This is a genomic window from Streptomyces sp. RPA4-2, from assembly GCF_012273515.2.
Lineage (GTDB): Bacteria > Actinomycetota > Actinomycetes > Streptomycetales > Streptomycetaceae > Streptomyces > Streptomyces kaempferi.
In genome coordinates this window covers 2111081-2135379 of record NZ_CP050975.2, presented here as the reverse complement: position 1 = coordinate 2135379, position 24299 = coordinate 2111081, and the positions used below count along the sequence as shown (strand labels likewise).

Below are 24299 nucleotides of genomic sequence, written 5' to 3'. Positions count from 1 at the left end.
ACGTGCCGGTGCACCGTCCCCGGACGCCGTACGGGCCGCGCCTAGGAACGCCATGCCTCGATCGGGTTGCCCAGCCAGCGGGTGTCGTCGGGAACGGATTCCGCCGCCATGACGAGCGACGCGGGTCCCAGTGTGCTGCGCGCCCCGACTGTGCTGCCGGGAAGGACGATTCCGCCCGGGCCCAGGGTGGCGCCCTCACGGAGGACCACATTATCCGTCCGCAAGATCCGGTCGTGGAAGAGGTGGGTCTGCAGCACACAGCCACGGTTGACCGTGGAGGCGTCCCCCAGGGTCACGAGATCCGTTTCGGGCAGCCAGTAGCTCTCGATCCAGGCGCCCTTGCCGATCCGGGCGCCCAGGCCGCGCAGCCACGCCGTCATCAACGGCGTACCGGGCACGGATCCGGCCAGCCACGGCACGGCCACCACCTCGACGAACGTGTCCGCCAGCTCGTTGCGCCACACGAACCCGCTCCACAGCGGGTGCTCGCCGGCCCGGTGACGGCCCACCAGCAGCCACTTCGCGGCGATGGAGAGCACCGCGGCGGCGGCGCCCGCGACCAGCAGCACCACTCCGCTCAGCGCCCAGGCCCACACCCCCAGCGCGCTCAGCGCGGCGATGGTGAGCACGGCCAGCGCGGCCGAGCAGAACACCGGCACGATCCTGCACAGCTCCACCAGAGCGCGGGCCCACAGCAGCCGCGCGGGCGGCTCGTAGGTACGGCTCTGGTCGCCGTCCTGCGTCGCGCGCGGCAGTTTCACCGGCGGCAGCCCCAGGTAGGAGCTGCCCTTCTTGGCCTTCTTCGGGGTCGCGGAGAGCACGCCGACCAGACCGCCGTCCGGCACGCTGCGGCCCGGCGCGGTCATCCCGGAGTTGCCGAGGAACGCGCGGCGCCCGATCTCGGCCCGCCCGATGCGCATCCAGCCGCCGCCCAGCTCGTACGGAGCGGTCAGGGTGTCGTCCGCGAGGAAGGCTCCCTCACCGACCGTGGTCAGGCTCGGCAGCGCCAGCACGGTGGAGACCTCGGCACCCCGGCCGATCTTCATCCCGAGCAGCCGCAGCCACACCGGTGTGATCAGTCCGGCGTACAGCGGGAACAGCGTCTCCCGGGACCGGTCCATCAGCTGGGTGACCGTCCAGGTCTGCCAGCCGACCCGGCTGTGCGTCGGATACGTGCCCTCGCGCAGCCCGAGGCTGAACAGCCGTACGCCCACGAGGATCAGCAGCGCGTACGTGAGACCGAAGGCGAGCGTGGCCGGCACCAGCGCGACCGCGGCGCCCCGCAGGGCCTCGCCGAGACCGGCGTCCGGGGTGACGAACCGGCTCGCCACGAGGAGCGCGGCCAGCCCGCCGAGCAGCGGCAGCGCGGTCAGCGCGAAACCCGTCGCGCCGTACATCGCGCGCCAGTACGTGCCACGGCGCGGGCGCTCCTTGGGCCAGGCGTGCTTCGCCTTCCCGAGCTTCACGGCGGGCGCTCCGGCCCAGCGCTGCCCGGTGGGGACCTGTCCGACGACGGCCGAGCCGGGAGCCACCTCGGCCCGCTTGCCCACGCGTGCCCCGGGGAAGAGGATGCTGCGGGTGCCGACGACGGCGTGCGCGCCCACCTTCACCGGGCCGATCTCCAGGCGGTCACCGTCCAGCCAGTGCCCCGACAGGTCCACCTCGGACTCGACGGCGGCACCCCGGCCCAGCTTGAGCAGGCCGGTCACCGGCGGCAGGGAGTGCAGATCCACGTCCGTGCCGACCTTGGCGCCCAGGGCGCGTGCGTACCGCTCCAGCCAGGAACCCGTCAGTGAGGTCGCTCCGCTGAACTCGGCCAGCCGCTCGGCCGTCCACAGCCGCAGGTGCACGCTGCCGCCGCGCGGATGGCGGCCGGGCCTGACGCCGCGCATCAGCAGCCGGGCCCCGCCCGCCGCGATGGCGAGCCGCCCCGGCGGGCTGAACAGGACGAGGGCGCCGGCGCCGACGAGCCACCACGAGGTGCTCGGCGCCCAGGGATAGGGACCGAACCAGTGCAGCACGTTCCCGAGCGCGGCCAGCGCCACGGTCCAGCGCAGCCCGAGCAGGGTGAAGAGCGGGACGAGGACGAGCAGCTGGACGACCTTGGCCCGCAGCGGGACGGGCGCGATGACACGCTCGGCGCCGTCGTCCTGCGCGGACTTCTCCAGGTGCCGGGCCAGCTTGCGCAGCACCGGCTGCTGGTAGATGTCGAGCACGGCGGCGCTGGGGTGGCGGGCGCGCAGCCGGGTGGTGAGCTGGGCGGCGGCGAGACTGCTGCCGCCGATCGCGAAGAAGTCGTCGGAGGCGCTGCCCACGGGGATGCCGAGGACCTCGCTCCACTGCTCGGCGAGCCAGGCCTCGGTGCCGTAGAGCTGTTCCTTCGCCCCGCCGGTCCCCAGGCCCTCCAGCGGCCAGGGCAGCGCGGCGCGGTCGACCTTGCCGGACGTCCGGGTGGGCAGGTCCCCGACCGGGGCGAGCAGCGGGACGAGGGCGGCCGGCAGCGCGGCGCGCAGCTTCTCGACGGCGCTCGCGTGGTCCCAGCCGTCCTGGGTGACGACATAGCCGACGAGGAGCTGGTTGCCGCCGCGGGCGGTGCGGACGGCGGCCGCGGCGCCGGCGACGCCCGGCAGGGCCTGCAGGGCCGCGTCCACCTCGCCCAGCTCGATCCGGCGGCCGCCGAGCTTGATCTGCTCGTCGGCCCGCCCGAGGAAGACCAGCCCTTCGGGTTCGGCCTTCACCAGGTCACCGCTCCGGTAGGCGCGCTGCCAGCCGAGCGACGCAAGCGGCGCGTACTTCTCCGCGTCCTTCTCGGCGTCGAGATACCGGGCGAGACCGACCCCGCCGATCACCAGCTGGCCGCTGTCGCCCATGGCGACGGGCTCGCCGGCCTCGTCGACGACGGCGAGCTCCCAGCCGTTGAGGGGCAGGCCGATACGGATCGGCTCCTCGCCGGTCATGAGGGAGGCGCAGGCGACGACGGTGGCCTCGGTGGGTCCGTAGGTGTTCCACACCTCGCGGCCCTCGGTCACCAGACGCTGCACCAGCTCGGGCGGGCAGGCCTCACCACCGAAGATCAGCAGCCGGACCTCGTTGAGGGTCTCCGGCTCCCAGAGGGCGGCCAGCGTGGGCACGGTGGAGACGACGGTGATCTCCTGCTCGACCAGCCAGGGCCCCAGGTCGGCGCCGCTGCGGACCTGGGAGCGCGGCACCGGCACCAGGCACGCGCCGTACCGCCAGGCCAGCCACATCTCCTCGCAGGAGGCGTCGAAGGCGACGGAGAGGCCCGCCATGACCCGGTCGCCGGGTCCGATCGGGTCCTCGGTGAGGAAGAGGTCCGCCTCGGCGTCGACGAAGGCGGCGGCACCGCGGTGGCTGACGGCCACGCCCTTGGGGCGGCCGGTGGAGCCCGAGGTGAAGATGATCCACGCGTCGTGATCGACTCCGGGCCGCGCGGCGGGAACGTCGGAGACGCCGTTGACGGCCAGCCGGTGCCCGGCCCCCACGACCGCCCGTACCCCGGCTTCGCCGAAGACCAGCTCGGCGCGCTCGTCGGGGTCCTCGGCGTCCACCGGCACATAGGCCGCGCCGGCCGCCAGTACGGCGAGGACGGCGACGTACAGATCGTTGGTGCCCGAGGGGACGCGGACGCCGACGCGGTCGCCGAGGCCCACCCCGGCGTCGCTCAGCCGCGCGCGGAGGGTCTCGACCTCGACGGACAGGGCGCGGTAGGTGAGGCTGCGGTGTCCGTCGTCGAGGGCGGGCTCGTCGGGGTACGCCCGGACGGAGGCGTCGAGGATGTCGACCAGGGTGCGGGGAGAGGCGGCGGCGGAGGCGGAGAAGCGCGCCGGGTCGCCGAACTCCGCGCGCACCTCCTCGTCGAACAGTGCGAGAGCGGGGCCTTGCTCGAGGGCTGCCATCAGGTCCTCACGAGTTGTTCCCGGAGCGTCCGGGGCGCTGGTGGGCCCGCAGGTATGCCTGGGGATATTCCGGTCCAGCTCCAAACAAGCGTGGAATTTTAGTACGACGCTAGCCCCGTGCCTGGTCATCAGCCATGTGAGGCGGCCGCGCGAGCCATCGGAACCGATCATTCCGCTGTGCGGGCGAGGCTCTGACGTGGGGGTATGTCAGGCTGACGAGATCTGCCCCACATCCGTCCGTGACGCGGCGAACACAATGAGCGAGGGCCGCGACCTGATGGTCGCGGCCCTCGCTCGTCACTATGTGTCCGAGGGGGGACTTGAACCCCCACGCCCGATAAAGGGCACTAGCACCTCAAGCTAGCGCGTCTGCCATTCCGCCACCCGGACAAGGTGTCTGTCGCGCGGGGTTTCCCTCGCGGCGACAGAGGAAACATTACCAGGCTTTCGAGGGCCTCCGATCACACCCCGTCGCCGCGTGAACGGCGCGTGACGGGCCGGGACCGGCCTTGGGCCGGGCGGGGGGTGGGGGAGAGGATGAGGGGACCACCAGCAGTGACAGTGGGAGGAAGCAGCGTGAGCGAGTCCAACACGACCAGGAGCGTCTCCGGCGAGGACGAGGTCGTGGACCTCTGTCGCGACCTGATCCGGATCGACACCAGCAACTACGGCGACCACTCCGGGCCGGGTGAGCGCAAGGCCGCGGAGTACGTGGCCGAGAAGCTCGCCGAGGTCGGGCTCGAACCGCAGATCTTCGAGTCCCACCAGGGCCGCGCCTCCACGGTGGCCCGCATCGAGGGCGAGGACCCCTCGCGCCCCGCGCTGCTCATCCACGGGCACACGGACGTCGTGCCGGCCAACGCGGCGGACTGGACCCACCACCCGTTCTCCGGCGAGATCGCGGACGGGATGGTCTGGGGCCGCGGCGCGGTCGACATGAAGGACATGGACGCCATGACGCTGGCGGTCGTACGGGACCGGCTGCGCACCGGCCGCAAGCCGCCCCGTGACATCGTCCTCGCCTTCCTGGCGGACGAGGAGGCCGGCGGCACCTGGGGCGCCCGGCACCTGGTCGACAAGCACCCGGACCTCTTCGAGGGCGTCACGGAGGCGATCGGCGAGGTCGGCGGGTTCTCCTTCACGGTCAACGAGAAGCTGCGGCTGTATCTCGTCGAGACCGCGCAGAAGGGCATGCACTGGATGAAGCTGACCGTGGACGGCACCGCCGGGCACGGTTCGATGATCCACCGGGACAACGCCATCACCGAGCTGTCCGAGGCCGTCGGCCGGCTGGGCCGGCACAAGTTCCCGGTGCGGGTGACCAAGACCCTGCGGCACTTCCTCGACGAGCTCGGCGACGCCCTCGGCACCGAGCTCGACCCGGAGAACATGGACGAGACGCTGGCCAAGCTCGGCGGCATCGCCAAGCTCATCGGCGCCTCTCTGCAGAACACCGCCAACCCGACCCAGCTCGGCGCCGGCTACAAGGTGAACGTGATCCCCGGGCAGGCCACCGCCCACGTCGACGCCCGCTACCTGCCGGGATACGAGGAGGAGTTCCTCGCCGACCTCGACCGCATCCTCGGCCCGCGCGTGAAGCGTGAGGACGTGCACGCGGACAAGGCCCTGGAGACCAGCTTCGACGGCGCCCTCGTCGACGCGATGCAGACCGCTCTCTCCGCCGAGGACCCGATCGCCCGCGCGGTGCCCTACATGCTCTCGGCGGGCACTGACGCCAAGTCCTTCGCGGACCTCGGCATCCGCTGCTTCGGCTTCGCCCCGCTGAAGCTGCCGCCGGAGCTGGACTTCGCCGGCATGTTCCACGGCGTGGACGAGCGGGTGCCGGTCGACGGGCTGCGGTTCGGCGTGCGCGTGCTGGACCGCTTCATCGACGCGTCGTGACGTTGACGCCGACATTCGCCCGCCCGTACGAAGGTCGCCCGGCACGGGTGAATGTGCTCATCAGCTCGTAGCTCTACTACTCCTTCCTCGTTACAGGTGTTGCGATCAGCTACTTGGGATCGCATTTGCCTACAAGGAGGAATAATGATCAAGAAGGTCGTCGCCGCTGCGGCTGCCACTGGTGGTCTGGTTCTCGCGGGTGCGGGCCTGGCCGTCGCCGACTCCGGTGCTCAGGGTGCCGCCGTGCACTCCCCGGGCGTCGTCTCCGGCAACGTCATCCAGGTGCCCGTTCACATCCCCGTGAACGTCTGCGGCAACACGGTCTCCGTGATCGGGCTGCTGAACCCCGCCTTCGGCAACACCTGCATCAACCACTGACGTTGTGCCCCACCCCTGGGGTCCGGCTCCGCTGGGGCCCGACCCCACGAGGGGCTGAGCGGTCGGCCCCGGAGCGCGCGCCATGCGCTCCGGGGCCGACCGGCTTCCGCGCACGCGCCGGTAGGGGTGCGCGCGCTTTCCGGATGGTCCAAGCCGAGGGCTAAGGCAGGGAAAACAGCTATGCGACAGGTCACCCGCAAGGGCCTGATGACCGTGGCGGCCGCGACCGGCGTGATCGCCGCGACCGGGGGCTACGCGCACGCCGACTCGGGTGCGAGCGGCTTCAGTTCGAACTCACCCGGCGTGCTGTCGGGCAACACGGTGCAGGCGCCGGTGCACGTGCCGGTCAATGTCTGCGGAAACACCGTGAACGTCGTCGGGTTGCTGAACCCGGCGATGGGCAACACGTGCGTCAATCAGGGCGGCGGTTCGTCGTCCTCCGGAGGTCACGGAGGCGGCTACGGGGGTGGTCACGGTGGTGGTGCGCACGCCGGCGGGCACGCCGTCGGCTCCCCGGGGGTCGGCTCCGGCAACCACATCCAGGTACCGATCGACGTGCCGGTCAACGCCTGTGGCAACAGCGTGAACGTGATCGGAATCGGCAACGGGGCGCTGGGCAACGCGTGCGGGAACGGTACCGGCGGACACGGCGGCGGCCACCAGACACCTCCGGGACACCCGGGACACCCGGGACACCCGGGACACCCGGGTCAGCCTGGGCACCCCGGCCACCCTGGACATCCCGGTCACCCGGGGCACCCCGGACATCCGGGGCAGCCCGGTGAGCCCGGTCACCCTTGTCCTCCCGACCACCACCACCCGGGGTACCCGGGTGAGCCTGGTCACCCCGGACATCCGGGTCACCCTGGGCACCCCGGCCAGCCTGGGCACCCGGGACATCCGGGTCACCCTGGGCATCCCGGCCACCCTGGCCACCCCGGTCAGCCGGGGAATCCGGGCCAGCCCGGAACTCCTGGCACCCCGGGTCAGCCTGGAACTCCCGGCACTCCCGGCACCCCCGGTACCCCGGGTCAGCCCGGAACTCCCGGCACCCCGGGTCAGCCCGTGACGCCGGCGCACCCCGCTCACCCGGGGACGCAGTCCGTCTCCCAGCCGCACAGCGCCGCACAGCTCGCCCACACCGGCAGTGAGCTGCCGCTCGGCGCGGTGATCCCGGTGGGCGCGGGCGCGCTCCTGGCGGGTGCGGTGCTCTACCGCCGGGCGCGCGCGAGCGCGTAACCGGCACGACGGGCAGGCCGGGGGACAGGTACGCACGCGGCCGCAGGCATCGGCACATGTGCCATCGCGACACCACCCGTGTCCCCCGGTGGCGCCGCGAACCCGGCGGGCCCCGCACCAGCGGGGCCCGCTCCGTTTCAGCCGCTTCCGCTCACCACGTGGCACGCACCTGGCGGATGATCCGCCGGCGCAGCCGCACCCTGCGGCTGCCGTCGCGATGCAGGCTGAGGCGGTCCAACTCCCAGTGTCCGTACTCCGCATGGTCCGTCAGCAGACGTGTGGCGTCCTTGCGGGAGACCCCGCGCGGTACGTACACGTCGACAAATTCGTATTCCGGCATCGCATCTATTGTGCGGGCAGAGGCCGTGTACGGATAGCGTCTGCACTATGTCTGATGCTGTGCAGCCCACCGCTGCCGAGGTACGCGCCGCCGCCGAGGCTGTCAAGACCGCACTCGACCGCCACCTGGCCGCGGTCGAGCACAGGTCGGGCGACGACGACCCGGCCGTCTACGAGGCGTTCAACGAGCTGGCCGCCGCGGCCGAGGAGTACGACGAGCTGCTCTACGACCGCTACGACGAGGTCACCCCCTTCGAGATCCCCGCCGGCGACGACACACTGCCGCCGTACACGGGCCCCGAGGAGCCGAACGCCCTGAGCGTCCTGATCCGCCGGGACTACGCGGTGGTGGAGCCCCAGCGGCTTCTGGCACAGGCCCAGCGGGTGGAGGCGGTGGAGGAGGACGGCGCCACCGCGGCGGCGGGCTTCGACGCGGCGTCCGGCACGGTCCACGGGGCGCTCGGTGTCCTGTTCGGCGAGTTCGAACCGGACGAGATCGCCTCCCGGCACAAGGAGTTCGGTCTGGAGGAGGGCGACTCCACGCTCTGGGTCACGGCCGCGGACGAACCGGCCGACCCCGGTGAGTGGCTGGAGACCCCCTTCGAGGCGATCGACCCCCAGCGCGTCGTCTGCCGTTTCGACGTCAGCGCGGTCTTCGACGACGAGTCGGACGACGAGGAAGAGGACGACGACCTCGACACGGACTCCGAGCTGGACGAGGACGGAGACCTGGAGCCCCTGGACGCCGATCGCTGACCCCGGCGCGAGGAGGTGGCGGTCACCGGAGTCCGGTGACCGCCACCTCCTTTTTGCCTGCGAGGCCCTCCCCGTGAGGCCCGCGTGTGAGGCCCGCCCCGAGACCTGCCCGGAGGCTCAGCCCGCGGTCGGGACCTGTGCCCTGAGCAGGGCCGGCAGGCGCGTGGTGCGCGGCTTCTGCGGGACCTCGGCCACCGCCCGCTGCAGCGCCTGCTCCACCCCGTGGACCACGGACAGATGGCGCTCGGCGCGGCCGAAGGCGGTGTAGACCCACGGTCTGGTCAGGGCGGCCGCGGCGTCGCCCGGGAGCACCACGACCGCGGCGGGCCAGCGCAGGCCGACCGCCTGGTGCGCGGTGAGCGCCCACCCGAGCCGAACGGACTGTTCCACCCGCTCCTTCGGTACGACGACGGGGGCACCCGAGCAGTCCAGGTGCAGCCCGTCGGTGTCGGCGCTCACCACGTGCCCCGGCATCGTCCGGCCCGGCGCGGGGGAGTAGGCGATCCGGTCACCCGGGTCGAAGCCCCCGAAGCGGCCGGGGCCCGGGTTCAGCCGTTCCTTGAGCGCGGTGTTGAGCGCGCGGGTGCCCACCGCGCCGCCGTGCCCCGGAGTGATCACCTGCGTCTGCTCGGCCGGGATGCCGATCGCGCGCGGCACCGAGTCCGCGACCAGCTGCACGGCGCGGTGCACCGCCTCACCGGCGTCGCGCACCGGGACGATCACGACCTCCTTGCCGGGAGCCTCGACCTGGTTCAGCTCGCCGATCCCGACTCCGGAGACCAGCTCCCCGACGGGGCCCGGGTCCGGTGTCCGCGAGGCGACCTGCGGGCACACGCGGGCGGCGAGCAGGTCCGCGAAGACCCTGCCGGGGCCCGCGGACCACAGCACCCCCGGGTCCCCGCTCAGCACCAGCCGTGCGCCGTCCGGCAGGGACTCGGCGAGCACGGCCGCCGTCTCCACGTCGAGCTGGGGTGCGTCGAGGACGACGAGGAGGTCCAGGTCCAGGGCGCCGTCCGCGTCCCGGCCCGGGCCCTCGGCGCCGGACAGCAGATCCGCGACGGTGACGACGGTGGTGTCCTTGCCGCCCTCGGGCCCGTCCGCCAGGTCGTTCCCGGCCGGTCCGGAGGCGCGGAGGTCACGGCCGCCGGAGGTGTGCGTGGCGGCCCAGGCGCGCAGGCCGAGACCGCGCGCGGCGTGCAACAGGGCCGCCGCCTCGGCCCGGGAGGCGTCCCCGCCGGTGTGCAGGACCAGGCCGTGGCCGGCGACCGTGCGGATCAGTTCGGCGGCCGAGCGGCCGGCGGAGGCCGCGGCCTGTTCCCAGCCGGCCGCCGAACCCTCGTCCTTCGGCGCGGAGTTCATCACCCGGGCCAGCCCGTCGGCGAGGCTCTCCTCGGCCAGCGCGTACCGCTCCAGGCCCACGAGGACGCGCACCGGGCGCTCCTCGCCTTCTTCGGCGCTCTCCTCGGCGTCGTCGCGTGCGGGGGCCGCCACGGGGGCCGTCGTCTCCAGCGCGTCCTGGAAGACCAGGGCCTCGCCCTCGGCGAGGGTGCTCTGCACGGCCTCGTCCGGGTCCGGGACGGCGCGCTGGGAGAGCGCGGCGGTGAGCGCCGGAGCGTCGAGGGCGGTGTGCCCGGCGAGCGCCGCCTGTTCGAGGAGCCACACGGTGAGGGCGCGGCCGCGCCGCTCGTCGTCCGGACCGCACTCCGCGCCGAGCAGCGCCCGGGCGAACCCGTCGGCCTGCTCGGGCCGCACCCCGGTGACCCGCAGCAACTGCCAGGGGTCCTCGCGCAGCTGTCCGTCCGCGCCCTCGCCCAGGGCGGCGACGACCTGCGGTGCGAGACCGTCGGGAGCGCCGCCGCCGGTCAGGACGGCACGAACGGCCTCGACGGTCCGCGGGGCGGGAGCCGACGGGGACGCGGCCGGGGCGGACACCGGTCGCGGGCGTCGCGCGGGCTCGGGCGCGGTACCGCGCGGGGCCTGCTCGGGCTCGCGGAAGGCGGTGGCCACGGGCTTCTCGCCGCTCTCCACGGCCCGTACCGCCGCCAGCAGGTCGGCGGCCGTCCCGCTGAGCCCGGTACCGGCGGCGATCGGACCCCGCTTCTCGGCCTTCCGCCGCTCGATCCGCTCCCGCTCCAGCCGCTGGGCCGCCAACTCGGCCGCGGCCTCGGACAGCTGGGCGGCCCCCCCCTCGGTCCCGGCTCCGGCGTCCTCGGTCTTGTCCGTGGCTTCCTCGGTCAGGGCCTCGGCACTCCCCGGCTCGCCCTCGACGTCCCCGTCCGTGTCCACGCTTGTGGAGGACGCGTCACCCGCCCCGGTCACCTCACCGGGCCCGGGGGTGGTGTCGCCCTCCGCCGCGGCGCCCAGGGCCCCCGGCTCCGCTTCCTCCGTGGTCTCGGGCTCCGTGCTCACAGCGTGCTCCAGTCGTGATCGGGATAGTGGTGCACCGGTGCCGACACATCGTCGAGCGCCCGGCGGATCTCGTCAGGAAGACTAAGGGCCTCCACTGACAAAGCGCCCATGAGCTGCTGCGCGTTGCGCGCGCCGACGATCGGGGCCGCGACTCCGGGGCGGTCGCGGATCCAGGCGAGCGCGACCTGGAGCGGCGTGACCGCGAGGCCGTCCGCGGCGGTCGTCACCGCGTCCACGATGCTGCTCGCCGTGTCGTCCAGGTACGGCGCGACGAAGGGCGCGAGGTGCTCCGAGCCGCCCCGGGAGTCGGACGGCGTACCGCCCCGGTACTTCCCGGTGAGCACGCCCCGGCCGAGCGGGGAGGAGGGCAGCAGCCCGACGCCGAGGTCGAGGGCCGCGGGCAGCACCTCCCGTTCGACGCCGCGCTGGAGCAGGGAGTACTCCATCTGCGTACTGGCCAGCCGGGTCCGTGTCCCGGGCGCGGCGAGCTGCCAGGTCGCCGCCTTGGCGAGCTGCCAGCCGCAGAAGTTCGACACGCCCGCGTACCGGGCGCGTCCGCTGCTGACCGCGAGGTCGAGTGCCTGGAGGGTCTCGTCCAGCGGGGTGCCGGGGTCGAAGGCGTGCACGTGCCACAGGTCCACGTAGTCGGTGCCCAGACGCTGGAGCGAGGCGTCGAGTGCCGACAGGAGGTGTCCGCGCGAGCCGTCGAACCGCCGGTCCGGGTCGGGGACACTGCCCGCCTTGGTGGAGATGACCAGGTCGCGGCGCGGCACCAGCCCTTCTATGAGTTGTCCGAGCACGTACTCGGCCTCCCCGTCGCCGTACACGTCCGCGGTGTCGACGAGGTTCCCGCCCGCTTCCCAGAACACCTTCAACAGCTCCGCGGCGTCATGCTCGTCGGTGTCCCGCCCCCAGGTGAGGGTGCCGAGCCCGATCCGGGACACGCGAAGGCCGGTACGGCCGAGATGCCTCTGCTCCATGGACGCCGAGATTACTGGCCAGAACTCACCTCGTGGTGGCCCTGTGGACAACCCGGATGATCAGAGCCGGAACCCGTTCCTGCCAGGATGCCCGCCCGCGCGCTAGGGTCTCCGGCACAAGGGACGTTACTGATCGGTAAGGGGATCGGCCATGCAGCTCGGGATCAACCTCGGCTACTGGGGTGCCGGAATGGACGCGGACAATCTGGCCGTCGCCCAGGAGGCCGACCGGCTCGGATACGCCGTCTGCTGGGCCGCCGAGGCCTACGGCTCCGACGCGGCGACCGTGCTCAGCTGGGTCGCCGCACAGACCGAGCGCATCGACGTCGGCTCGGCCATCTTCCAGATCCCGGCCCGGCAGCCGGCGATGACCGCGATGACCGCCGCCACCCTCGACTCGCTCTCCGGCGGCCGCTTCCGCCTCGGTCTCGGCGTCTCCGGGCCGCAGGTCTCGGAGGGCTGGTACGGCGTCAAGTTCGACAAGCCGCTGGCACGGACCCGCGAGTACGTGGAGATCGTACGGAAGGCGATGACCCGGGAGCGGCTCTCGTACGAGGGCGAGCACTGGACGCTGCCGCTGCCGGGCGGGCCCGGCAAGCCGATCAAGCTGACGGTGCACCCCGAGCGCGAGCACATCCCGCTGTACGTCGCCGCGATCGGCCCGAAGAACCTGGAGCAGACCGGTGAGATCGCCGACGGCGCGCTGCTGATCTTCCCCTCGGCCGAGCACCTGGAGGACACCGCGATCACGTACCTGCGCGCGGGCCGGGAGAAGGCCGGCCTGACGATGGAGGGCTTCGACGTCTGCCCGACGCTGCCGCTCTCCGTCGGCGCCGACAAGGACGTGACGGCGCTCGCCGACATGTTCCGCCCCTACACCGCGCTGTACGTCGGCGGGATGGGCAGCCGCAAGCAGAACTTCTACAACCAGCTCGCCCAGCGCATGGGGTACGAGAAGGAGGCCGCGGAGATCCAGGACAAGTACCTGTCCGGCGACAAGGAGGGCGCCGCGGCCGCCGTCCCGCACGCGCTGATCGACCAGACCACGCTGCTCGGCTCCGTCGACCGCATCGCCGACCGCATGCGCGCGTACGCGGCGGCCGGCGTCACCACCCTCACCCTGGCGCCCGCGGGCTTCACGCTGGACGATCGCATCGCCTCGCTGCGCGCCGGCACCGACGCCCTGGAGCGGGCCGGTCTGGCGTAACGCGAAGGATTACGTCGGAATACCTTGACCTGGTCCGACAGAAGAGTTCTGCGGCCGTGGTGGGGGCTCGGGGGTCTTCCCCGCCACGGCCGTCACCGTGAACAACGCGCGGGAGCCCGCTCGGTTACGCGCCCTGGCCTCCCTGTCCCTCCTTCGTTCGGCGGATTTGTCCGACACATCGGTTGCCGGGTCTCCGGCATCCGATTTGACTCGTTTTCTGCGGAACCTGCGGAGAGGTGCGAGTCATGCTTTCGGCCAAGAGTCTGTTCCAGGAGATCCTCGACAATGACGAGTCGTTCCGGCTCTTCTGCTCCATCGCCGCCAGCGGGGAATCGCAGGGCGGCTGGGAGAACGGGCGCATCGCCGCGCTCGTCCCCCCGGACGAACGCGGGCTCGCGCCGAAGATCGCCCGGCACGGCGCCGACGAGGACAAGCACGGGCGGATCTTCAACGCCCTGATGAAGAAGCGGGGCCTCGCCCCGGTCGCCGTCCCGGCCGACGCGGACTACACGATGCTCCTCGAACGCCGGGGCATCGGCCTCGCCCACGAGAAGCTCAGGAGCGAGCAGCGGCTCAGCGTGCGGGACATCGTCACGTATCTCGCCCACAGCCGGGTCACCGAGCAGCGCGCGTCCGAGCAGATGGATCTGTTGCGCAGGCACTTCGCGGACCATCCCGATCTCGGCCGCGCCGTCCGGATGATCTCCGACGACGAGGACGGCCATCTCGCCTACTGCCACGAGGAGCTGCTGCGCTTCGCCTCGGCCGGGCACGACCACGCCATCCGGCGGACGCTGCGCGCCTGCGCGCTCGCCGAGATCCGCGTCTACCGGGATGTCAGTCTCGCGGTGACGGCCCACATGGGGCGCATCCTCGGCTGGCCCCGGGCCAAGGCGGTGACGCTCACCGCGGGCATCCACGCCGTCTACGCCTACGAGCGGGCGGGCGGCTGGCGCCGCATGGCCTCCCTGAGGATGCCCGAACGGCGTGACGCGCTGGGCGGTCCCCCGGCCGCGGCGCACGAGTTCGCGTGATCCGCGGCCGGACGCCCCGGCCGGTCCACGCGGCTGACGGCGGGCCGGCCTCGGGTGCCCCGGCCGCCGGTGCCCCGACTGCCGGCGCCCCGGGCGTGCGCGGACCCGCCGCTACAGCCAGCCCCGCCGCTTGAAGAGCCGGTACAGCAGGATCTCCAGCGTGACCATCCCCAGTACCACCGCCGGGTACGACCACAGCCAGTGCAGCTCGGGCATGTGGTCGAAGTTCATGCCGTAGATCCCGGCGATCAGCGTGGGGACCGCGGCCATCGCCGCCCACGCGGAGATCTTCCGCATGTCGTCGTTCTGCCGCACGCTCATCTGTGCGAGATGCGCCGAGAGGATGTCCGACACCAGCCGGTCCAGACCCTCCACCGACTCGTTCACCCGCGCCAGATGGTCGTTGACGTCCCGGAAGAAGGGCTGCGCCGCGGCGTTCACGAACGGCACCGCGGTACCGGTCGCGCCGGTTCCGGCGAGCCGGGTCAGCGGGACGGCCAGCGGGCCCGTCGCCCGGCGGAACTCCATGACCTGGCGCTTGAAGGCGTAGATCCTGGACGCGGTGTGCCGCGAGCCGCCGACGGACGGTGAGAAGACCTCCGCCTCCAGTTCCTCCAGGTCGGCCCCCAGCTCGGTCGCCACCTCCAGGTAGTGGTCCACCGTCGCGTCGGCGATCGAGTAGAGCACCGTCGTCGGCCCGCGCCGCAGCGACTCGGGGTCCGCCTCCAGACGGCGCCGTACGGCCGCGAGCGGTGAACTCTCGCCGTGCCGGACGGTCACCACGAACGAATCGCCGACGAAGACCATGACCTCGCCGGCGGTGACGACATCACTCTCCGGTTCGTAGCAGACCGGCTTGAGGACCATGAACAGCGAGTCGTCGTAGACCTCCAGCTTGGGCCGCTGGTGCGCCTTCAGCGCGTCCTCCACCGCCAGCGGATGCAGTCCGAACTCGCTGCTGACGAGGTCGAACTCCTGCTCCGTCGGTTCGTTCAGACCGATCCAGACGAACGCGTCGCCCTCGGCACGCGCCGTGTCCAGGGCGTCCGAGAGGTCCTCGGGGCCCTCGGTCCGGTGTCCGGCGCGGTAGATGGCCCAGTCGACGATCACGGAGCGTATTCTCCCGCTGCCCAGGCCGGCGCGCACGCCGGCCGCGGCCGTCCACAGGCCCGGACGGGTCCGGGCGTCACCCGTTTACGCTGGTTCGCATGCCCACCCTGATCCTCGTCCGGCACGGACGCTCGACCGCCAACACCGCGGGTCTGCTCGCCGGCTGGACCCCCGGCGTCGCCCTCGACGAGCGCGGGGCCCAGCAGGCCGCGGCGCTGCCCGGGCGGCTCGCCGCGCTGCCGCTCTCCGAAGTCGTCACCAGCCCCCTGCAGCGCTGCCAGGAGACCGTGCAGCCGCTGCTCGACGCCCGGCCCGAGCTGCGCGCGCACACCGACGAGCGCATCGGCGAGGCGCACTACGGCGACTGGTCCGGCCGCAAGCTCGCCGAGCTGAGGGACGAGCCGCTGATGGAGGTCGTCCAGGCGCATCCCTCCGCGGCGGCCTTCCCCGGCGGCGAGTCGATGCGGGCCATGCAGACCCGCGCCGCCGAGGCGGTACGCGAGTGGAACGCGCGCGTGGAGCGCGACCACGGCAGCGACGCCGTCTACCTCATGTGTTCGCACGGCGACATCATCAAGTCGCTCGTCGCCGACGCACTCGGACTTCACCTGGACCTCTTCCAGCGGATCTCTGTCGAACCGTGTTCCATCACCGCCATCCGCTACACACGACTGCGTCCGTTCCTCGTCCGCCTCGGGGACACCGGCGATCTCGCCTCCCTGGCGCCGCGCGAAGAGCCCCCGAGCGGCGACGCCCCGGTCGGGGGCGGTGCGGGCGCACCGTGATCGTCGGCCGCAGTAGGGTGAAGCGGTCGAAGCAGCGCATCAGTTGTCAGCAAGTCGTCAGCAACCGATGCGGGCCGACGCAGTCAGCCGGTCCGCATGCCGAATCCAATGGAGACAGGACGTGTCCCGTCAGGTGTTCCTCTACGACCCCCCGGACCGTTTCGTGGCCGGTACGGTCGGGTTGCCCGGGCGCCGTACCTTCTTCCTGCAGGCCTCCTCGGGCCCCCGGGTGACCAGCGTGGCGCTGGAGAAGACCCAGGTCGCCGCACTCGCCGAACGCATGGACGAGCTCCTCGACGAGGTCGTACGGCGCACCGGCGGTATCGCCCCGGTCCCGGCCGTCGCCTCGGCCGAGGTGTCCGACACCGCCCCCCTCGACACGCCCGTCGAGGAGGAGTTCCGGGTCGGCACCATGGCGCTGGCCTGGGACGGTGACGAGCAGCGCATGATCGTCGAGGCGCAGGCCCTCGTGGAGCTCGACGCCGACTCCGACGAGGACCTCGCCGAGGCCGAGGAACGGCTCCTCCAGGACGAGGAGAACGGTCCGCCGATGCTCCGCGTCCGGCTCACCGGCGCGCAGGCCCGTGCCTTCGCCAAGCGCGCCCTCGACGTCGTCAACGCGGGCCGGCCGCCCTGCCCGCTGTGCAGCCTCCCGCTCGACCCGGAAGGACACGTATGTCCGCGCCAGAACGGATACCGCCGCGGAGCGTGACCACGGCCGAGCTGCTCGCCCAGGGCGAGCTGAAGGTGCGCGGACAGATCCGTGAGGCCTCGAACGCGGTGCTGTACTGCACCGTCTCCTACGAGGGCCGCGACGCGTACTGCGTCTACAAACCGGTCGCAGGGGAGCGCCCCCTGTGGGACTTCCCGGACGGCACCCTGGCCCAGCGCGAGGTCGCCGCGTACGAGGTCTCCGAAGCGACCGGGTGGGGGCTGGTGCCCACCACCGTGCTGCGCGACGGCCCCTACGGCGAGGGCATGTGCCAGCTGTGGGTCGAGGCGTCCCCGGAGGACGACGGGGCCGGTCTGCTCGCCCTGGTGGACGACGAGGAGCCCGCGGAGGGCTGGAAGGCCATCGGCTTCGCCGAGGTGGGCGAGGGGCGCACGGCGCTGCTCGTGCACGCCGACGACACGCGGCTGCGCCGGCTCGCCGTCCTCGACGCCGTGATCAACAACGCCGACCGCAAGGGCGGCCATCTGCTGCCCACCGGTGAGGGGCGGCTGTACGGCATCGACCACGGGGTCACCTTCAACGCGGACAACAAGCTGCGCACGCTGCTGTGGGGCTGGGCCGGGGAGCCGCTGACCCCGGAGGCGGTCGACGTCCTCACCTCGCTGCGGGACGGCCTCGCGTCCGGCGCGCCGCTCGCCACCCGGCTGGCCGAACTCATCACCACCGCCGAGATCGACGCCACACGCGATCGTGTCGAGGCGATGCTCGCCTCGGGGAAACATCCGGAACCGGGCGGGGAGTGGCCGGCGATTCCCTGGCCACCGGTCTGAGGCGACCTCCGGCCCGGTGGCCGCCGATGTGAGGAACCCGACGCGGAGGATGCCACCGGGTGGGTGCGCCCGCCCGGTACGCGCCGGAGCGCCGCTCTTCTGGTGCCCGTGGCGCACACAGGTGCGACGCCATACCCGGCATTGCGTGCTTATGCCTATATATGTGCAGGCGTGTGGCCTGGTCGACTCCGCCGCGACCGACCCCCGTCGCTCCCGCGTCGGCCGGAAAGAGCGCCGATGCACAGTGAGATGTCCCGCACAAGAGGGCCTTCCGAGCCATCAGGCCTGGTCCGGTTCGTATACGGAAGTTCCGTCCGGTTAGGCTCATGACATGCATGCCTGGCCCGCTTCTGAGGTCCCCGCCCTGCCCGGCGAGGGCCGCGACCTCCGGATCCACGACACCGCGACCGGCGGTCTTGTCACCCTCGACCCCGGTCCCGTCGCCCGTATCTACGTCTGCGGCATCACGCCGTACGACGCGACCCACATGGGTCACGCGGCGACCTACAACGCGTTCGACCTCGTTCAGCGCGTGTGGCTCGACACCAAGCGGCAGGTTCACTACGTCCAGAACGTGACCGACGTCGACGACCCGCTCCTGGAGCGGGCGGAGCGCGACGGCGTCGACTGGGTGGGACTCGCCGAGCAGGAGACCGCCCTCTTCCGCGAGGACATGACCGCCCTGCGGATGCTTCCGCCGCGGCACTACATAGGCGCCGTCGAGGCCATACCCGGCATCGTGCCGCTCGTCGAGCGACTGCGGGACGCCGGGGCCGCGTACGAGCTCGAAGGGGACGTGTACTTCTCCGTCGAGTCCGACCCCCACTTCGGCAACGTGTCCGGCCTGGACGCCGCCGCGATGCGTCTGCTGTCCGCCGAGCGGGGCGGCGACCCGGACCGTCCGGGCAAGAAGAACCCGCTCGACCCGATGCTCTGGATGACCGCGAGGGAGGGTGAGCCCAGCTGGGACGGGGGCTCGCTCGGCCGCGGCAGGCCCGGCTGGCACATCGAGTGCGTGGCCATCGCCCTGGATCACCTGGGGATGGGCTTCGACGTCCAGGGCGGCGGCTCCGACCTCGCCTTCCCGCACCACGAGATGGGCGCCTCGCACGCCCAGGTGCTCACCGGCGAGTTCCCGATGGCCAAGGCGTACGTCCACGCCGGCATGGTCGGACTGCACGGCGAGAAGATGTCGAAGTCGAAGGGCAATCTCGTCTTCGTGTCCGGCCTCCGGCGCGACGGGGTCGACCCGGCCGCCATCCGGCTCGCGCTCCTCGCCCACCACTACCGCACCGACTGGGAGTGGACGGACACCGTCCTCGTGGACGCGGTCGCCCGCCTGCAGAACTGGCGCGCCGCCGTGTCCCGGCCCGACGGCCCGTCCGCCGAGGCGGTCGTCGAGGAGATCCGCGACGCCCTGGCGAACGACCTGGACGCGCCGGCCGCGCTCGCCGCGGTCGACCGCTGGGCGGCGCTCCAGCACGAGCGGGGCGGCACGGACGAGGGCGCCCCCGGTGTGGTCTCGCGCGCCGTGGACGCCCTGCTGGGTGTCGCCCTGTAGCCCGTCGGCTTCGTACGTGAGGGGCGCCGGGCGGTGGTGTCCGCCCGGCGCCCCGTGGTCCGCTCAGACCGTCACTGGTTCACGATGACGGCCTGCACCGTACCGCTGTCGCCGTCGTAGACGCCGATGACCTGCTGCCCGTGGGCGAAGGCCCGCTGGACCTCGTCGTGCGTCACCTGGCCGGGGTTCACCAGGGGACGCCAGGCGTTGTCGATGAACAGGTAGAGGACGGACGGCTGGCCCGGGAGCGGGGTGACCACGTCCCAGAAGTGCTGGGCGGTCCCGCTCACCAGCGACTGCGACGCGACGGCGCTCATCGGCACCGGCGACTGTCCCTGCCACGGCATCTGTCCCTGCCCGGGCATCTGCCCCGGCAGTTGTGCGGGCACCTGTCCCTGCTGCTGCCCGCCGAGTTGCTGAAGCAGCTGCTGGAAGGGCTGCTGCTGCCCCATCTGCTGGAGCTGCTGGCGCAGGTGCGGCGGGACCTGATGGGACATCTGCTGAGGCGACATCTGCGGAGGCGTCTGCTGCTGTCCGGGGGACTGCTGTCCGAAGGGCTGCTGCGGCTGCTGCCCGAAGGGCTGCGGCGGTGCCGTGCTCGGGCCCTGCAACGGGTGGTGCTGGTGTCCTTGCTGCTGACTCATCTGCGGGGTGGTGCTCATACGGGTGCCACCTTCCGTGAATCGTGGACTCTGCGGGTACGTCAGCCCGTGACCACCAGGCCGACGATCTCGTCGTCCGAGAACCAGACACGTACGTCGGGCCGTGCGCCCGCGAAGGCGGAGTGCACCGCCTGGCGGATCTCGGGGGACGGGTTGTTCAGGCTGCGCCAGTCACCGGCCACGAACAGCCGGAGCCGGGGCGGGAGTTCGCGCGGGTACGGCAGCAGCTCGTCCCAGTACCGTTCGGCCCGGCCCGAGCCGACCGCCTCCGGCAGCAGTCGGGTGACCGCCGCCCTGATGTCCGGCCGGTTGCCGATCCGCTGGGAGGAGGGCCGGCCCGGCGCGTCCTGCTGGGGGGAGCCGCCGGCCCGGAGCACCGCGCGGGCGAGCTCCGGTGACATCGGCTCCCGCCCGGCCGTCCTGAGCATGCCCTGCAGCGCGGCCAGCGCCCCGGCCACCACCGGGGAGGCGGAGGAGGTCCCCGAGAACGTGTCCGTGTACCAGCCGGTCTCCTCGGCGCCGCCCTGCAGATCGCCGGGCCGGTCCCAGAATCCGCCGGTGGTCGTGACCTCGAGCCCCCAGCCCTGCGCGTCCACCCGTGCGCCGTAGTTGGAGAACGCCAGACGCGAGCGGTCCGGGCCGTGGTCGCGGCCGTGCGTGCCCGGCGGCGGCGCCCCCGCGCCGACCAGCACCGCGCCGGAGGACGGGTGGGAGGGGTTGAAGGGGTTGCGCCACCACTCGGGGAACTCGGCGGGACGGCGCTCGTACACCGCGTCGTCGAGCGAGTCGGCGCCGTTGCCCGCCGCCGCGACCACGAGGACGCCCTTGGCGGTCGCGTACCGGATGGCCGCGAAGTTGTCGGGCCACCACTCGATCGCGATGTATCCCCGCTGGTCGTCGCGTTGTTCGAAGTCGAACCGCGGGCCGGGCGCGTGCAGTTCGACCAGTAGGAGATCACCGGGACTCAGCCGGTCGGCCGCCGCATGGATCGCGGCCGCCGTGCCGATGCCCTGGAAGGACGCGGCGGCGGTCACCGCGTCCGGCGCGATGCCGGTGATCCCGGACTCGTCGCGTTCGGCGCCGATGACCCCGATGACCGCGGTGCCGTGGTTGCGCCAGGCGAGGTCCGTGAGCGGGGTGCCGACGACGACACCGGTGAGCTTCGCCGCCAGGTCCTCATGGCCGAGCTGCCAGGCCCCCTCCACGTCGATCACCGTCACGCCCCGGCCCGTGCCGCCCGGCCGCTGCCAGGCCCAGTACGCGTCGATGCCCTCGGGCGCCGGCCGGAGATAGCCCTGGCGGCTGGTGAAGTCCGGCGTGACCGGCGCGCCCTCCTTCACCCGCCGGCCGCCGTCGGCGCCCTCCGCGGTGTGTCCGGCGGTCCCGGCCGAGGCGGGGACGGCGCCGGGCTTCACGTACGCCGTGTCGATCCCGGGCAGCGCGGCGATCCGTGAGCGCAGTTCCTGGGCGCGGTTCCCGCCGCCGCGCAGCCGGTGGAAGAGCGTGAGGTCGGGGCTGATGTCGCCGCCCGCCGCGGCGGCCTGCCGTAGTCGCTCCTCACTGCCGAACAGCGGCTCCAGCGTGAGGTGTTCGTCGCTGAGGAACATGTTGACGGCCGAGACGTCTGCACCCGCCGCCGAGTGGACGCCCTCGGGCCGGGCGCGCAGCCGTGCCTCGGGGCGGGCGACGACGATCAGCTCCTCTTCCGCCCCTCGATAGGTGAATCCCGCTCCGTCGGGCCCTGGCCCGGTCGTTCCCGGGCCCTGCGCCGGCTGTCCCTGGTCGGTCATCGCGTGCCGCTCCCTTCGGTCCCCGCGGGCGCGCTGTCGGGTGTCCGCGGTGGTGCCGCTCGGTCCGTGCGGGTGCTGTGTCGCGGGACGACGCGGTGTCACTTCCCGTCCTGGGGCCGCGCCTTCGGGGCACAACCTGGCACGCCCACGGCGGCTCGTCCACCCCGCCTTCGCGAACCGGGTTTGAGAACAAGTTGAATGGGGAAACCTGTGCAATCCGTCCTGAAAGAGATGTCACGCAGGAATCAGGCCAAAGGCTGCGGGGTGTGGGTCATGGGGCGTGCGGGCAGGGGCAGTCGGCGCCGAACGGCGTGACCACCACCGCGCAACCCGGGCCGGAACCGCATGCCATACGGCGCGTCGTACGCCCTCCTCGACACGGTGCCGGACGTGCGGCGGGGCGGCGCGCCGTGTGCGCACCGCCCCGCCCGCGTGAATCGCCCGTCTGAACCGCCCGCTCGACCCGGCCGTCCGCTCAGTCCTCCGACGAGTCCTCGTCCTCGGCGCCGCTACTGCTGCTGCTGCTGCCGGTGCCGCTGTCGGTCTCGGTCTCGGTGTCCGGCTTCGGGGGCTTGGGCGGCTTCGGGCGCGCGCCCGGGTTGTCCCGCAGATAGGACGCGCTGTCGCTGCCGTCGGCCGTGGCGTGACCGCCGGGAGCCGGGCCCGCCGGACCCCCGCCGTCCCGCCGCCGCAGATACCGCTCGAACTCGCGAGCGATGGCCTCGCCCGACGCCTCCGGCAGCTCGGCGGTGTCCCGCGCCTCCTCCAGTGTCTGCACGTACTCGGCGACCTCGCTGTCCTCGGCGGCCAGCTGGTCGACACCCAGCTGCCAGGCCCGCGCGTCCTCGGGCAGCTCGCCCAGCGGAATCCGCAGGTCGATGAGGTCCTCCAGGCGGTTGAGGAGGGCGAGCGTCGCCTTCGGGTTCGGCGGCTGCGAGACGTAGTGCGGTACGGCCGCCCACAGCGACACCGCCGGTACACCCGCGTGCGTGCACGCCTCCTGGAGGATGCCGACGATGCCGGTGGGGCCCTCGTACTTGGTCTCCTCCAGGTCCATCGTGCGGGCCAGGTCGGAATCGGAGGTGACCCCGCTGACCGGCACCGGACGGGTGTGCGGGGTGTCGCCGAGCAGCGCGCCCAGGATCACCACCAGCTCCACACCCAGCTCGTGCGCGAAGCCGAGCAGCTCGTTGCAGAACGAGCGCCACCGCATCGACGGTTCGATGCCCCTCACCAGCACGAGGTCGCGCGGCTTCTCGCCGCCGACCCGGACCACCGACAGACGCGTGGTCGGCCAGGTGATCTTGCGCACGCCGCCGTCCAGCCACACCGTGGGGCGGTTCACCTGGAAGTCGTAGTAGTCCTCGGCGTCGAGTGCCGCGAAGACCTCGCCCTTCCACTCCCTGTCCAGGTGCGCGACCGCGGTGGAGGCGGCGTCGCCGGCATCGTTCCAGCCTTCGAACGCGGCCACCATGACTGGGTCGATCAGCTCGGGAACCCCCTCCAGCTCGATCACCCAGCGCCTCCTTCCGACGTGCCCTCGCGTACGTCCCAACCTTACGGCGTGCCGAGGGTGCCTCCGCAGCCCCCTTGCACAGGGGAGTGAACGGATCACTGCCCCGTTCCTCCCCCTGAAACACCCTCCAGTCATCCGAGCTGTTCTTGGTCAACCTCACCGGCGACCTGGGGCGTCGCCCCGCGGGCGGGTGATACGTCCGATGACCGGGGGAGTGGCGGGTACGACACCCGGACGCCGCCCGCCGGCTGCCGGCCGCGAACGCCCCGGACCTGGGGAAAGGGGCGCCCGGGGGCCTGCGGGAAGTCGGCGCCCGGGGCCTGCGGGAAAGGACGGGCAGGGGTGCGCCACCGCCGGCCGGTCCGGCGGCGGCCTCCGTGCCGCGGCCTCCGTGCGGCGGCCGGTCAGAGCGTGCTGCGCAGCCACTGCTCCACGCTCGCGATGTGCACCGTCGCCCAGGAGCGGGCCGCCTCCGCATCACGGTCGCGCAGCGCGGTCAGGATGGCCCGGTGCTCGTGGAGGGTGCGGCTGACCGCGTCCTCCTGGGTCAGACCGCGCCAGACCCGCGCCCGGGTGGTGGGGCCGGAGAGGCCGTCCAGCAGGGAGCACAGGACCGAGTTCCCGGAGGTCTGCACGATTCCCCGGTGGAACTCCAGGTCGCAGGCGACGAGTTCCTCCACCGAGGGCGCGGTGCCGAGCGCGTCCAGTTGGGAGGTCAGCGCGTCCAGCTGCTGCTCGCTGATCCTGGAGGCGGCCATCGCGGTCGCCGCGGGCTCCAGGATGCGGCGCACCGCGAGGAATTCCAGCACCGTGTCGTCACGGTGGAAGTCGACGACGAAACTCAGCGCCTCCAGGAGGAGCTGGGGATCCAGGCTGGTCACGTACGTGCCGTCGCCCTGGCGCACGTCCAGGATGCGGATCAGGGAGAGTGCCCGCACCGCCTCCCGCAGGGAGTTGCGGGAGAGCCCGAGATCCGCGGCGAGCTCGCTCTCCTTGGGAAGCCGGTCGCCGGGGCGCAGTGTGCCGGAGACGATCATGCCCTTGATCTTCTCGATCGCCTCGTCGGTGACTGCCATGGCGGACCCCCCTGTCGCTCCGGATGTCTCTCAGACCTCCGATGTCTCAGGCCATTATGTGGGGTCAGCGGGTTGTCCGGACACGGAATCCCTGGCCGGATCGGGCGAGCGCCCCTGGATCGAGGGCCCCGAGGG

The 24299-nt window shown here is 72.6% G+C and carries 19 protein-coding genes and 1 tRNA gene; 10 read left to right on the top strand and 10 right to left on the bottom strand.

Features of this window, described 5'->3' with window-relative positions; translation table 11 throughout:
• Positions 1-41: 41 nt before the first annotated feature.
• Both HEP85_RS09025 and HEP85_RS09020 read right to left on the bottom strand, forming a co-directional pair.
• Positions 42-3917, bottom strand: a complete 3876-nt coding sequence (locus HEP85_RS09025; RefSeq protein WP_369657655.1) for a Pls/PosA family non-ribosomal peptide synthetase — start codon at positions 3915-3917, stop codon at positions 42-44.
• Positions 3918-4222: 305 nt separating this feature from the next.
• Positions 4223-4307 (bottom strand) — tRNA-Leu (locus tag HEP85_RS09020).
• A gap of 186 nt (positions 4308-4493) precedes the next feature.
• On the opposite strand from HEP85_RS09020, the gene HEP85_RS09015 reads away from it, so the two are divergent.
• The 3 genes from HEP85_RS09015 to HEP85_RS09005 all read left to right on the top strand — a co-directional run bounded on the left by HEP85_RS09015 (position 4494) and on the right by HEP85_RS09005 (position 7436).
• On the top strand, positions 4494-5819 hold the full coding sequence (locus HEP85_RS09015) for a M20/M25/M40 family metallo-hydrolase (RefSeq protein ID WP_369657654.1): 1326 nt from the start codon (positions 4494-4496) through the stop codon (positions 5817-5819).
• A gap of 144 nt (positions 5820-5963) precedes the next feature.
• Positions 5964-6197, top strand: a complete 234-nt coding sequence (gene chpH, locus HEP85_RS09010; protein ID WP_153291494.1) for a chaplin ChpH — start codon at positions 5964-5966, stop codon at positions 6195-6197.
• Positions 6198-6377: 180 nt separating this feature from the next.
• Positions 6378-7436 (top strand): chaplin, encoded by a 1059-nt coding sequence (locus HEP85_RS09005; protein ID WP_168527314.1) that lies wholly within the window; start codon positions 6378-6380, stop codon positions 7434-7436.
• A gap of 151 nt (positions 7437-7587) precedes the next feature.
• On the opposite strand, the gene HEP85_RS09000 is transcribed toward HEP85_RS09005, so the two are convergent.
• On the bottom strand, positions 7588-7776 hold the full coding sequence (locus HEP85_RS09000) for a DUF5703 family protein (protein WP_030907692.1): 189 nt from the start codon (positions 7774-7776) through the stop codon (positions 7588-7590).
• A 47-nt stretch (positions 7777-7823) separates the two neighbouring features.
• Here HEP85_RS09000 and HEP85_RS08995 point away from each other — a divergent pair, with 47 nt between their 5' ends.
• Positions 7824-8531, top strand: a complete 708-nt coding sequence (locus HEP85_RS08995; protein WP_168527313.1) for a hypothetical protein — start codon at positions 7824-7826, stop codon at positions 8529-8531.
• A gap of 117 nt (positions 8532-8648) precedes the next feature.
• Here HEP85_RS08995 and HEP85_RS08990 read toward each other — a convergent pair whose 3' ends face one another.
• Positions 8649-10940 carry a helix-hairpin-helix domain-containing protein gene (locus HEP85_RS08990; RefSeq protein WP_369657653.1) on the bottom strand — a complete coding sequence of 764 codons (2292 nt, stop codon included), beginning with the start codon at positions 10938-10940 and terminating at the stop codon, positions 8649-8651.
• The gene (locus tag HEP85_RS08985) at positions 10937-11920 is read right to left on the bottom strand and encodes an aldo/keto reductase (protein ID WP_168527311.1); all 984 of its coding nucleotides are present in this window, start codon (positions 11918-11920) and stop codon (positions 10937-10939) included. Before HEP85_RS08985 ends, HEP85_RS08990 begins: the two co-directional genes overlap by 4 nt.
• A 151-nt stretch (positions 11921-12071) precedes the next feature.
• On the opposite strand from HEP85_RS08985, the gene HEP85_RS08980 reads away from it, so the two are divergent.
• The gene (locus HEP85_RS08980) at positions 12072-13127 is read left to right on the top strand and encodes an LLM class F420-dependent oxidoreductase (protein ID WP_168527310.1); all 1056 of its coding nucleotides are present in this window, start codon (positions 12072-12074) and stop codon (positions 13125-13127) included.
• A gap of 245 nt (positions 13128-13372) precedes the next feature.
• Positions 13373-14161 (top strand): ferritin-like domain-containing protein, encoded by a 789-nt coding sequence (locus HEP85_RS08975; protein ID WP_168527309.1) that lies wholly within the window; start codon positions 13373-13375, stop codon positions 14159-14161.
• A gap of 111 nt (positions 14162-14272) precedes the next feature.
• Here HEP85_RS08975 and corA read toward each other — a convergent pair whose 3' ends face one another.
• The gene (gene corA / locus HEP85_RS08970; protein WP_168527308.1) at positions 14273-15271 is read right to left on the bottom strand and encodes a magnesium/cobalt transporter CorA; all 999 of its coding nucleotides are present in this window, start codon (positions 15269-15271) and stop codon (positions 14273-14275) included.
• Positions 15272-15369: 98 nt separating this feature from the next.
• Between corA and HEP85_RS08965 the strand changes: the two genes are divergently transcribed.
• The 4 genes from HEP85_RS08965 (at position 15370) to mshC (ending at position 19120) form a co-directional block, all read left to right on the top strand.
• A complete protein-coding gene (locus HEP85_RS08965; protein WP_153291501.1) occupies positions 15370-16056 on the top strand; it encodes a histidine phosphatase family protein in 687 nt (228 codons plus the stop codon).
• Between the two features lie 121 nt (positions 16057-16177).
• A complete protein-coding gene (locus HEP85_RS08960; protein ID WP_148007673.1) occupies positions 16178-16768 on the top strand; it encodes a DUF3090 domain-containing protein in 591 nt (196 codons plus the stop codon).
• Positions 16732-17559, top strand: a complete 828-nt coding sequence (locus tag HEP85_RS08955; protein ID WP_168527307.1) for an SCO1664 family protein — start codon at positions 16732-16734, stop codon at positions 17557-17559. Before HEP85_RS08960 ends, HEP85_RS08955 begins: the two co-directional genes overlap by 37 nt.
• A gap of 331 nt (positions 17560-17890) precedes the next feature.
• On the top strand, positions 17891-19120 hold the full coding sequence (mshC, locus tag HEP85_RS08950) for a cysteine--1-D-myo-inosityl 2-amino-2-deoxy-alpha-D-glucopyranoside ligase (protein WP_168527306.1): 1230 nt from the start codon (positions 17891-17893) through the stop codon (positions 19118-19120).
• A gap of 71 nt (positions 19121-19191) precedes the next feature.
• Here mshC and HEP85_RS08945 read toward each other — a convergent pair whose 3' ends face one another.
• From HEP85_RS08945 to HEP85_RS08930, 4 genes are all read right to left on the bottom strand, one after another.
• Positions 19192-19782, bottom strand: a complete 591-nt coding sequence (locus HEP85_RS08945) for a hypothetical protein (RefSeq protein WP_168527305.1) — start codon at positions 19780-19782, stop codon at positions 19192-19194.
• Between the two features lie 41 nt (positions 19783-19823).
• Entirely contained in the window at positions 19824-21572 is a 1749-nt protein-coding gene (locus HEP85_RS08940; protein WP_168527304.1) for a S8 family peptidase, read from the bottom strand.
• 475 nt (positions 21573-22047) lie between these two features.
• Complete coding sequence (locus tag HEP85_RS08935) at positions 22048-23088, bottom strand: PAC2 family protein (protein WP_168527303.1); 1041 nt, start codon at positions 23086-23088, stop codon at positions 22048-22050.
• 404 nt (positions 23089-23492) lie between these two features.
• A complete protein-coding gene (locus HEP85_RS08930; protein ID WP_168527302.1) occupies positions 23493-24164 on the bottom strand; it encodes a FadR/GntR family transcriptional regulator in 672 nt (223 codons plus the stop codon).
• Positions 24165-24299: the final 135 nt, after the last annotated feature.